General features: G+C 72.8%; 11 protein-coding genes. 4 read left to right on the top strand and 7 right to left on the bottom strand.

Annotation, left to right across the window (positions count from 1 at the left end):
• Positions 1–126 precede the first annotated feature (126 nt).
• The 4 genes from AC07A4_RS27265 to AC07A4_RS27250 form a co-directional block, all read right to left on the bottom strand.
• A complete protein-coding gene (locus tag AC07A4_RS27265; protein ID WP_478603206.1) occupies positions 127–1,233 on the bottom strand; it encodes an arylcarboxylate reductase in 1,107 nt (368 codons plus the stop codon).
• 1 nt (position 1,234) lies between these two features.
• Complete coding sequence (locus AC07A4_RS27260; RefSeq protein WP_478603204.1) at positions 1,235–2,206, bottom strand: ACP S-malonyltransferase; 972 nt, start codon at positions 2,204–2,206, stop codon at positions 1,235–1,237.
• An 827-nt stretch (positions 2,207–3,033) separates the two neighbouring features.
• Positions 3,034–4,065, bottom strand: a complete 1,032-nt coding sequence (locus AC07A4_RS27255; protein ID WP_478603202.1) for a sulfotransferase — start codon at positions 4,063–4,065, stop codon at positions 3,034–3,036.
• A gap of 175 nt (positions 4,066–4,240) precedes the next feature.
• The gene (locus AC07A4_RS27250; protein WP_478603199.1) at positions 4,241–4,378 is read right to left on the bottom strand and encodes a hypothetical protein; all 138 of its coding nucleotides are present in this window, start codon (positions 4,376–4,378) and stop codon (positions 4,241–4,243) included.
• Between the two features lie 203 nt (positions 4,379–4,581).
• Between AC07A4_RS27250 and AC07A4_RS27245 the strand changes: the two genes are divergently transcribed.
• Complete coding sequence (locus AC07A4_RS27245; RefSeq protein WP_478603197.1) at positions 4,582–5,469, top strand: helix-turn-helix transcriptional regulator; 888 nt, start codon at positions 4,582–4,584, stop codon at positions 5,467–5,469.
• 15 nt (positions 5,470–5,484) lie between these two features.
• On the opposite strand, the gene AC07A4_RS27240 is transcribed toward AC07A4_RS27245, so the two are convergent.
• Complete coding sequence (locus AC07A4_RS27240) at positions 5,485–6,582, bottom strand: MAB_1171c family putative transporter (RefSeq protein ID WP_478603195.1); 1,098 nt, start codon at positions 6,580–6,582, stop codon at positions 5,485–5,487.
• Positions 6,583–6,592: 10 nt separating this feature from the next.
• Positions 6,593–7,213, bottom strand: coding sequence for a hypothetical protein (locus AC07A4_RS27235; protein ID WP_478603192.1), 621 nt, complete (start codon positions 7,211–7,213; stop codon positions 6,593–6,595).
• 242 nt (positions 7,214–7,455) lie between these two features.
• On the opposite strand from AC07A4_RS27235, the gene AC07A4_RS27230 reads away from it, so the two are divergent.
• Positions 7,456–8,364, top strand: a complete 909-nt coding sequence (locus AC07A4_RS27230) for an alpha/beta fold hydrolase (RefSeq protein ID WP_478603190.1) — start codon at positions 7,456–7,458, stop codon at positions 8,362–8,364.
• On the opposite strand, the gene AC07A4_RS27225 is transcribed toward AC07A4_RS27230, so the two are convergent.
• A complete protein-coding gene (locus AC07A4_RS27225; protein ID WP_478603188.1) occupies positions 8,356–9,183 on the bottom strand; it encodes a dienelactone hydrolase family protein in 828 nt (275 codons plus the stop codon). The genes AC07A4_RS27230 and AC07A4_RS27225 overlap by 9 nt on opposite strands.
• A gap of 203 nt (positions 9,184–9,386) precedes the next feature.
• Between AC07A4_RS27225 and AC07A4_RS27220 the strand changes: the two genes are divergently transcribed.
• Complete coding sequence (locus tag AC07A4_RS27220) at positions 9,387–10,370, top strand: GlxA family transcriptional regulator (RefSeq protein ID WP_478603186.1); 984 nt, start codon at positions 9,387–9,389, stop codon at positions 10,368–10,370.
• Positions 10,371–10,522: 152 nt separating this feature from the next.
• Positions 10,523–10,729 carry a hypothetical protein gene (locus tag AC07A4_RS27215; protein WP_478603183.1) on the top strand — a complete coding sequence of 69 codons (207 nt, stop codon included), beginning with the start codon at positions 10,523–10,525 and terminating at the stop codon, positions 10,727–10,729.
• Positions 10,730–10,794: the final 65 nt, after the last annotated feature.

Below are 10,794 nucleotides of genomic sequence, written 5' to 3'. Positions count from 1 at the left end.
GAGGGGGGTTCCAGCGTGGTTGGGGGGGGGCCGGGGGGGGGGGGGGGGGGGGGGGGGGGGAGGGCTCCGGGAAGGAAACCCGCGGGGGGGGGGGGGGGCCCCCTCCCCCCCCCCCCCGACGCCGCGTCAGTACAGGCCCTCTGGTGTGGAGTTGGTGATCTGCAGCGGCCGGACGTCGGCCACGCCGTCGCAGGGCCAGGCGTCGTCGAGGTGGCGCGTCGCCTGGTCGCGCTCGAGGATGTTGGGCAGGAAGAGGTCGTCGTGCAGGACGGTGAGGCGCACTTGGCCGCTCGCGCCGGGCGCGACGACCGCGCGCCAGTCGTCGGTGCCCACGACGGCCATGGTGACGTGCGGGTAGTTCGGCATGTACGGGAGGGGCCCGCCGTCGTCCGGTGCGCCGAGGAAGGCGGCGTTGCCGAAGGTGTTGCCGTAGCTGATGCCGCAGATGCCGCCGCCGAGGGCGGCGCGGAAGTCGCGGTGCATGGCGCCGCTGATCTGCGTACCGCTCAGGCGGACCCCGGCGAGGCGCGCGACGTGGTCGGGCGCGCGTCGGCACAGCGCCGCGAAGAGGGCGGGGGTGGTGTTGAGGTAGGCGATGTCTCCCTGGTCCAGGGCGTCGGTGATCTGGTCCAGGAGGTGGGCGGTGTAGCGCTGGACGTCGCCGAGACGGCCCTCGCGGATGAGGTGTTTCACCCAGCGGGGGTCCATGTCGATGGCGTACACCTGGCCCGCGTACAGGTCGGCGACTTCCCAGACGCCGTGTCCGATGAGGTGCGGTCCGGTGGGTGTCGCCTGGAGCCAGCCGCGCCCTGGTGCGAAGCCTTCGTGGACGAAGGACCAGCGGCGCCAGACGGCGCGGTGCCGGAGCATGGCCGGGGTGTAGAAGACGCGGCAGGGGGTGCCGGTGGTGCCGCCGGTGTCCCAGACGCGTCCGGTGAGGGGCCGGGGCACGGCCCGGGGCACCAGGTCCGTCGGGTTCGCGGTGCGCAGGTCGGCCAGGGGGAACGGGCCGAAGGCGGTGAGTTGTTCGTAACGCGTGATGTCACGCGGTTCGAAGTCGAGCCGCTCGCGGCGGCGCAGCCAATAGGGGCTGCCGTCATCGGGATGGAAGGTGCGCCGCACGACTCTGCGGGTCCATTCGTCGATGTCGGTGTCGAGCCACCTTTTGGTGAGCGTGTCGGGGTCGGCCGCGAACGGCTCGGCCCGCTCCTTTTCGTATACGTCGTGCCGCATCTCAGTATCTCCGCGCACCGGAGTCGAACGCACTGAAGTCGACTCCTAAATCGTAGGCGGTACTGACAGCGAGTTGAATGTCTTCTGGGCTTTCCACGTGAACGACGGGGAACGGGAAAGCGAGGATTCCGTTGGGGATGGAAGGGCCCATCACAAGGCCGAGGCTCACGCCGTGGCCGAGCATTCCCTCGTATACGTCCACGAGGCTGATGGGGTCCGTCGGGTTCCGCTGGAACATGTCGCGCACGTCGTCCGCTGTCTTCAGCTCGCCGCGCTCCAGACAGGAGAGCAGGGGAATGCGGGGAGCGGTGAACGGCATCGCCGCCACATGGGGTGCGATGAAATCGCGGAAGGGCGCGCGCAGCGGGGAATGCACGGCGATGGCGCGCCCGGGCAGCGGCACGATCGTGCCGGGCTCGGCGTCGGCGGCCAGGCGGTCGACGGCCGCGCGGCGCCCGGCGAGCATCAGGATGCGCTGTGATCCGTCCGTCACGGGCCCGAAGTCACCGGCGAGGTGGACGTCCGGGCTGCCCTGCCAGGGCGGCGCGGACCGTGCGCGGCCGGCCGGCACGAAGGCGAGCGCCATGCTCTCCTCGGGGTCGCCGGGCCGTGGGCCTGGGGCGTCGGCCGTCCGGGCCAGCATCGTGAACAGCGCTTCGCGGTCCAGGGCTCCGGCCAGGCAGCTCGCCGTCATCGCGCCCAGGCTCAGCCCGCCGACCACGGCGGGGCGCAGGCCCGCCTCGGCCAGGAGGTCGTGCACGGCGACGGCTAGGGCCGCCTCGCGCACCGTGCCCGCGCTCTGCCGCCGCTCCCGCCCCTCGGGCAGTTCTCCGCGCAGGATCTGCTCGGCCGTCAGGCCGGTCCACTGGGATATCTGTTCGTAAAGGCGACGCATGAGAGGGGACGACTCATAGAGCTCGATCCCGTGCGGTTCAGTCCCTACGCCGCCGCCGAATAAGTACCCCAGGGACATGCATACTCCTGTCACACTTCAGAACAGCACTTGCCAGAACAGCCCTTGCCACACCACTTCGGCACCGAACCCCAGTGCCGAGTCCACGCTACTGACGAAGACCTTCCCACGTCACGGCCCGAGAAATCCATGAAGCCTTAAAAATATGCCACACGCCACATCCCGAAGGCCCGGTTTTCAAAAGTTGAGAGACGAACCGAATCGGAGTCAGTAATGACCCGAACTCCCGTGAGGGAAAAGGGAAAGCCGCCTGTGCAGGCGGCGGCTCAAACAGGTTCCATAGAAATGCGAATGAGACAGCGGCGAGCCTAACACCGGGACCACGACGGCGAAACGGCGCCTTCCGGATTCGGCCACGCCGTCGGCGCCCGGCAACGCCGCGAAGGAAAGGCGTGTTCAAGCCAGAATCGAACACCCCGCACGCCACGATACCCACGCGGATATGCCCGGAACTCCAGCCTCCATGGCCCTCCCCGCCTTCCGCCAGGGTCAGGAACACGCCTCTGGCAGGTGCCCCGCGCGGTTGCCGCGAGCCGTGCCCCAAGGGGCCGATCACCGAACACACGCCGCACACGGCCCCGAGGAAGTGGCGTGAAGGCGCAGGCACGTGTTCGACGGGCCACCCCCCAGGGGGGCGAACTCTCGCACACAAGGCCGGTTCCGGCCGCCTTCATTCCGCGGCGAAGTTGGCTCGCGTGCTGCGGCGCGAGCCGCGCCGCGCGAGCCGGGAACCGCTGGATACGGCAGCTCACGCCGCCGCACCGGCCGCGGATGACCCGCCCGCGCTTGGACCGGACCATCCCCGTCCGGAGGCGGCGGGCGGGTGCCTACTTCCCGCTCTCCGCCAAGGCGCGGGTGCCGGGGGCGCAGCGCTCCCGGAGGGCGGCGAGTTCGGCGGGCGGGAGGCGGTGCGAGGCACCTCGGCGGCCGCCGTCGAGCGTCGCGGCCCCGGCGTCCAGCCACGAGGGGAGCGGTTCCACGCCGATGAACTCGGCGAGCCGTGTCAGCTCCTCGCGCGGTTCGTCGAGGAGGTCCTCGTAGGCGAGCGTGGTCCGCAGCGGGGCGGGCACCTCGCCGAGGCGGGCCACACCCCGGGTGACGAGTTCCGTCCACAGCTCTCCGAACCCGGTCAGCGGCAGCGCGCTGTCCAGGACGAGCGCGGGGTCGAACCGCTCGGCCAGCAGCCCCGACAACTCCGGTGGCAGGGCGGCGATCTGCTCCTTGGTCAGCCCCTCGGGGCGCTCGACGCCGGTGCGCGCGACGATGTCGCGCATCAGGTAGATCAGCCGGTAGCCGGTGTGCCTGCTCATGGACAGGGCGCAGTCGGGCCCGTCCCTGAACAGGTGCACGAAGCGGGCCTCGGGGAACGCCTCGCGCAGCAGCGGCACCCGGTCCGACGAGTAGCCGGACCGCTCGACGGCGGCGGTGCCGCCGAAGCGCGCGCCCAGCAGGTCGAAGAGGGCTTCGTAGTGCGCGGCGGCCGTGCGCTCAGGCCAGCGGGGCACCTGTTCCTCGAGTACGTCGAACAACCCGTCGGGGTCGTCGGTGAGATGCGGGAGCACCATCAGGGACAGGGCGGGGATGCCGGTGGTGTCGGTCGCGAACCGCCCTGGGCGGCGCGTGTAGACGAACTCCGGCATCGGCGCCCCGCTGCGGATCATGCGCTCGAACAGCGGGTTGGGGTCGGCGAGCAGCCGCCAGAACGCGGGGCCGCCGATGCGGCCTTCGGGGAAGCCCCGGCTCTGCACCGAGGCCAGCAGTTCGTTGAGGCTGAGCACGTCCGGATGCCCGTTGACGATGGTGGACAGCGCGGTCGAGCCGCTGCGGCCCGTACCGACGACGAACGTCAGGGTGCGCATGCGCCGTTCTCCTTCGACGAGGTGCGATCACGGAAGGTCCGCTCGCGAGCGGGTCTTTGGCGAGCGGTCCGCTCGCGGAGGACCCGCTCACGAGCGGACCGATCATGATCAGGCTTCCCGCGCGGGTGTCGGCCGACACCTCCGCCCGACACCCCCTGCCTCCACCAGAAGGGCCCTAGCTCCAGATGATGTCTCCGTCGGCCGCTCCCCAGCCGGCGGCCGCTCCCCAGCCGACGGCCGGTGTCGCCGCCGCGTGGTCGATCGGGTGGCGAAGGCGGGTGCGGGCCCGTGCCGGGGCCGGTGCAACGGTCATCTCTGTCTCCGAGTTCGGGTGGTGTCGCCGAAGCGGTCGCCGGGATGGCTACGGCCATGGGGCGACCGGCTCCAGCGACGAGGGCCCCGCCCGGGCAGGCGGAACCCCGCGCTTGCCGGGTCAAATTGACGCTATGACACTTTCACCCGGTCGGCAAGTGACTACGATGCCTTTGTCGTGTTGGCCAGCTGTGGGAGTCCGTGATGCCTGAACGCTCTTTCGACGCGCGGCGCCTGCGGGCGGCGCGGGTGGCGGCGGGCCTGACGCAGACCGGCCTCAGCAAGGCGCTCGGCGTCTCCCGCTCGGCGGTCACCACCTGGGAGAACGGCCGGGGCCCCGACCCCGAGCGGCTGCCCGCCATCGCCCGGACCCTGAACTGGGACCTCGACTCCCTCTTCCCCCGCAGGGGCGCCCCCGACCTCGCCGACCTGCGGTGCGACGCGGGCTTCGCGCAGTACGAGATCGAGAAGCTGGTGGGCAGCAAGGACGCCGCCCGCCGCGCCGAGCGCGGCATCCACCGCCTCTCCCCCGCCCTGGCCCCGGCGTTCGCCGCGGCCTACGGCGTGACGGAGGGGGAACTGCGGGCGGCGGAAGACCGCTCCTTCGGCGCCGATGACGCCCTGGCCGCCGACGAGGGCGCGCACGGCGGCACCGCCCCGATCCCGACGACGCTCGCCGAGAAGATCACCTATCTGCTCGAGCACACCTACCCGCGAGGCCAGGGACCCTCGGACGCCGACATCGCCCGCGAGGTGAACCAGGCCGCGGGCACCGCCGTCATCACCGCCGACGGCGTCCGGGACCTGCGTACCGGCGCCGTCACCGAGACCTCACCCGTCATCAGGGAAGGACTCGCCCAGACCTTCGGCGTGACCGCGTTCTTCTTCCAGCCCGACGACCTCACCATCGTCCGGACCATCGTGGAGGGACTCCAGACCCTTCAGCTCGTCCGCAGCGGCCAGATCAGCCACATCGCCGCCCGCGGCATGGGCCCCGAAGGCCTGCCCGCCTCCCTGCTCGCCGCCATCAACGACCTCGTCGCCCACCTCCCCGAGCCCCACGGCCCGGGGGACACCACCCCGAACCGCTAGCCGGACCCGGCCGCCCTACGCCCCGCCCGGCAGCGCCCGCACCGCCCTGGACAGGGCGACGAGTTCCTCCACCTCCGCGCCGCGGTCACCGAGCCACGGCACGGCCAGCGGTGCCACGGGCCGGGACTCGGCGTGCCCGCCGCGCACCGCGGCCGCCGCGCGCCGCAGCCGTACGGCCAGTTCCCCGGCCGACGGTGACTCCGCGTCGCCACCGCCCAGATGAGGCCCGATGCGGACCAGGCCGTCGCGGCACTCCACCACGCGGCGCGCGTAGCGGCGATGGACCGGGCCGCCGCGGCGGGCCGTCTCCGGCAGCACGGTGCCGGGGAAGGCCGCGGACAGCAGCCGCCACAGCGGTTCCAGCTCCCGGTAGGCGCGGCGGTGGCGCAGCCACAGCCGCCAGGCGGCGGCGCGGCTGCGCGCTCCCGGCCAGGTCACGCCGAGTACGAAGACCGGGGTGCTGAACAGCAGCAGGGTGCCGGTCGCGACGGTCAGCCAGTGCGGCACGCCGCCGCCCGCGGCCCGGTGCGCGACGAAACCCGTGCGCGAGGCGGTGGCGGCCACCATGCCGAGGAGCCCGGCGGTGGCCGTCCACAGCCCCACGGCCGCGGAGCCGTGCGACAGGTGCGCGTAGCGGCGGGTCCGGCACGCGGACACGACGAGGGTGTAGAGCATGTACAGGCCCACCGTGCCGTAGAACGCGCCGACCTGAGGGACCGTCATATCGGCGGACTCGAAGGTGGAGCGCAGCACCGCGTCGTCCGGCGCCGTGACCGCGTCCGCGGTGAGGGCGCCGCACACGACGAGCAGGGCCGTCGCCTCGCGCCGGGCCCTGCGGCGGGTCGCGGGCCCGTCGTCCACCGCGTACAGGTAGAAGACCATCAGGCAGCAGGTCATGCCCAGCGTCAGCACGTTCAGCAGGAGCTTGGCGGTGCCGGTGCCGAAGGCCGCGTCGAGGGTGGGCGTGGAGCCCGGCATCGCCATGGAGGCCGCGGCACACGACAGGCACAGCGTCAGCCACCGCAGGGGACGGCTCTCCGGGGTGCGCGAGAGCTGGTAGAGCTTCCACACGGCCGCGCAGGGCAGCACCACGAAGAAGAGGGTGTAGTACATCCCCATCCCGCTACAGCCATCCCCGGCTGTCGCCCATCGCGGAGTGCACCCGGCGCAGTTCGGGGTCGTCGGACACCGCGGGGGCGACCTCGTTCAGGACGCAGGCCCACTCCGTGATGATCGTCGCCGCCCGCTCCGCCTCGCACTCCTGGTCGTCGTCGTAGGCGCAGCGGGTCATCACCCGGCGCACCGCGTCGGCGCTCAGCCCTGGCACCACCACGCCCCAGCCGCCGCCGTCGGGGTCGGTCCCGTGTCCGCACCAGATGTGGCCCATCACCTCGTGCAGGATGATGTGGTCCTGGTGCATCGGCGTGGTGTGCCGCTGGTAGAGCACGAGGTCGGCCGTCGGGGTCTCCACCCACAGGCCCAACGGCCCCGGTACGGGCAGCGGGTGGGCGCGCAGCACGATGGGGCGGCCGCGCTTGCGCTCAAGGGCCCGGCACAGGGATTCCACGCTCAGCGGGGGCCGGACGTCCAGGTCGCGCAGTTCCCGCCGCAGCCGTCGCCGCAGCTCCCGCTCCGCCGCCCGTTCGCGGCGGGCCGCGAGCAGACCGCGGGCCAGCGACCGCAGCGTCCCGCCCGGCGGGACACCGCCGCGCCACTCGTCCCCCTGTGGCCCGATGCCAGGCACCGTCCCCTCACCGCCTCTCCCCGTGACCGCAAGCCGCGTCACCGCGCGCACCCCGTCGACGGCGACCGCCCCGGGCCTCACCCACCGGAAGGGCTCCGACCTGGGACGTCACCACGGTGATACGCGCTCACGCGGACCGCGACAGCTTAACTGGCCCCCTTGCGCAAGCCGCCGGGCTCCCCGCCCCCCACCACTTCGCGCAGCCGTTCGATGCCGGGCGCGGTCTGATCTATCCTGCGTCCGTGACCAGCGAACAGACCCCTGCAGGCGTCGTGAGCGACGAAGTGACGGAAACCGATCTGGAGTTGAGCGACGGCCGCAGGCTGCACGTCTACGACACCGGGACGCCCGGCGCCGACGCCCGCCTGGCCGTCTTCTGGCACCACGGCACGCCGAACATCGGCGCGCCCCCCGCGCCCCTCTTCCCTGCCGCCGCCCGGCTCGGCATCCGCTGGGTGTCGTACGACCGCCCCGGATACGGCGGCTCCACGCCGCGCCCCGGCCGCAGTGTCGCCTCGGTCGCCGACGACGTCGCCCACGTCGCGGACGCCCTCGGCATCGCCCGGTTCGCGGTCATGGGCCACTCCGGCGGCGGCCCGCACGCCCTGGCGTGCGCCGCCCTGCTGCCCGAGCGCGTCATCGGCGCCCTCGTCGTGTCGGGGCTCGCCCCCTTCGACGCCGAAGGGCTCGACTGGTTCGCGGACATGGCGGACTACAACGCGGATTCCCTGCGGGCCGCCGTCCAGGGTCCCGAGGCGAAGAAGCGGTACGAGGCGACCGCCGGGTACGACCCGGAGATGTTCACGCCCTCCGACCGCACCGCGCTGTCCGGCGAGTGGTCCTGGTTCACGAGCGTCGCAGGGCCGGCCCTCAAGGCGGGCCCCGGCGTCCTCATCGACGACGACCTGGCCTACGTCGCCCCGTGGGGCTTCGATCCCGCGCGGATCACCGCGCCGCTCCTGCTCCTGCACGGCGCGAGCGACCGCCTGGTGCCCCCCTCGCACAGCCGGTGGCTGGCGGGCCACTGCCCCACGGCGGAGCTCCGGCTGAGCCCGGGGCACGGGCACATCTCCGTGCTCGGCGAGGCCGCGTCCGCCCTGGAGCGGCTCGTGGACCGCTGCGGCCACCGGGGGTTCGCGCGCTCAGCGTGAGCCGGGCCCGAGCCGCTCCGCGAGGAAGGCGAGGATCTCGTCACGGGCCCGCGTGGTGGGGTGTCCTTCCTGGTCGACGAGGTGGGCCGTGACGACGCTGTGGGCGCAGCCGACGACGTCGCGGAAGAAGGGCGGCGGGTCCGTGCGGGCCGCCTCTGCGGGCAGGACGCGGCCGTCGAAGGCGTCGCCGAGCAGCGCCCGGTAGGCGGCGAACCGCTGGCCGGTGCACCACTTGTCGTCCTCGAAGCGGTAGCCGAGGACCTTCAGCCCGTCCCGCTCGACGCGTGCGGCCACGGCGGCGGCGTCCTCGTCGGTCATCTCCAGGCCGCCGGGGTCGTCGAGCGGGAGCGAGGGGTGGTTGACCACGGAGGCGATGACGGCCGGTTCGAGCGCCATGGTCAGGGCGAAGTTGCCGGTGAAGCACAGCCCCACGGCGCCGACGCCGGGGCCCCCGCGCTCGGCGTGCGCCGTGCGGGCGAGGCCGCGCAGCCAGCTGACGACAGGGCTGGTGCCGCCCCCGGCGAAGGCCCGGAACTCGGCGCTGACGCAGGCCCGTCGGACGACGGTCTCCATGGCGTCGGCGAGCGGGTAGGCGCCGTCGACGCCGAACAGCGAGGGCAGGTACACGCTGAACCCCGCGTCGCGCACCCAGCGCCCGAACCGGGCGACGTCAGGGCTGATCCCCGGCATCTCGGGCATGAGGACGACGGCCGGTCCCGCCCCGGCGACGTACACGGTCTTGCTGGTGTCCTCGACGCGGATGGCCCTCCGCTCGAAGTCGCTGAGGAGGTCGTCGTAGCGCCCTTGCGTGGTTGTCATGACCGTAAGGATGGCGAGAGGCTGTGCCCGCGGAGAATCGGCGATATCGCCAGGTGTCTTGGTGATACCGCCAGCCACGTCATCGAGCGCTGGGGGGTGCCGCGTTGAGCGCTGAGAGTGCTGTATCGCGTACGGGAAGTGCCATGTCTCATGCCGGAGGTGCCGTATCGCCCGCGGAGGGTGCCGGGGCCAGTGGGCCGCGAGTGAGCGTCCTGGCGTACCCCGGGTGCTTCGCGTCGGAGGTGTTCGGGGTCCTCGACCTGCTGACCATGGCCACGCACGTCGCCACGGCGCGGGGAGCGGCCCGGCCGTCCTACGAGGCGTCGGTCGTCTCGCCCCGGCGGCGGGTGACCGCGTCCGGCGACTCGCGCCTCGACGTCGCGGCGGTCCGCCCCGCGGACGTGCTCATCGTGCCGGGCTTCGAGCTGCCGCCCACGCTCGACCTCGACGCGGCCCTGGCGCGCCTCGAGCCGGAAACGGCCGCGATACGGGAGCGGGCCGCGGCGGGCACCGCCGTGGTGTCCCTCTGCGTCGGCGCGTTCCTGCTGGCGGAGGCGGGCCTGCTGCGCGGGCGCGAGGCGACGACGTCCTGGCTGTACGCGGACCAGCTCGCCCGCCGCTACCCCGACGTGCGCGTCCGCTCCGAGAAGCTCGTCGTCACCGATGGCGGCGTGACGACCACGGCGGCCTTCAGCGCGATGTACGACTTCGCGCTGCGCCTCATCCGCGAGCACGACGGCCCCCGCGTCGCCCGCGCGACCGCGCGCGTCGCGCTCATCGACGACGCGCGCTCCACCCAGTCCCCCTACGTCGACCTGGACCTCCTGCCCACCGTGGGCAGGGGCTTTTCGCTCGGCGTCAAGCGCTGGCTCGACCAGAACCTCACGGCGCGCTACGACCTGCCCGCCCTCGCCCGGGCGTTCCAGGTCAGCACCAGGACCATGCTCCGCCGCTTCGGCGACGAGGCGGGCCAGACGCCCCTCGCGTATCTGCACACCGCCCGGGTGCGCCGGGCCAGACACCTCCTTGAGAGCACCGACAGGACCGTCGCGAGCATCGCCGCCGACGTCGGATACCGCGACACCGGGACGTTCGGGGCCCTGTTCACCCGGCACACGGGCCGAGGGCCGAGCGCGTACCGCGCGACGTTCCGCCGCCACGACGCCCCCGACACCTCCGACGCCTGAGCACGACGTCCCCCACGCTGACCTCAGGCGCCCCTCTGCCCGCACCCGTACACAGTTCCTCGCTCAGACGCGCTCCACGAAAGCGGTGAGCCCTATGCTCCCGTAGCGGGTCACAGCGGGTGACCGCTCGGGGGCGGGGGGTTGGGGAACACATGTCCGTCGAGGAGTACTGGAGCAGGAGCGACGACGAGCTGTACGCCTTGCTGGGGGCGGAGCTGCTGGGTGCGGGCCTGGGGCTGTCCCCCGCTGACGACGAGGACAAACGCCGGTTCGGACAGCAGTGGTTCGCCAATAAGCACCGTGAGCGGGGGTTCGCCCCCTGGGCGGATCCCCGTTGTCAGTGGCCCGCACTACGGTGATCACAATCGTTCTGGAAGGGGGTGGGCCGCGTTGATACGCGCGTACAAGTTCCTGATGCGGCCCA

This window comes from Streptomyces sp. NPDC043996 (genome assembly GCF_056435225.1).
Note: the sequence above shows the minus strand (reverse complement) of the source record. Positions and strands in the feature narration are given on the sequence as shown.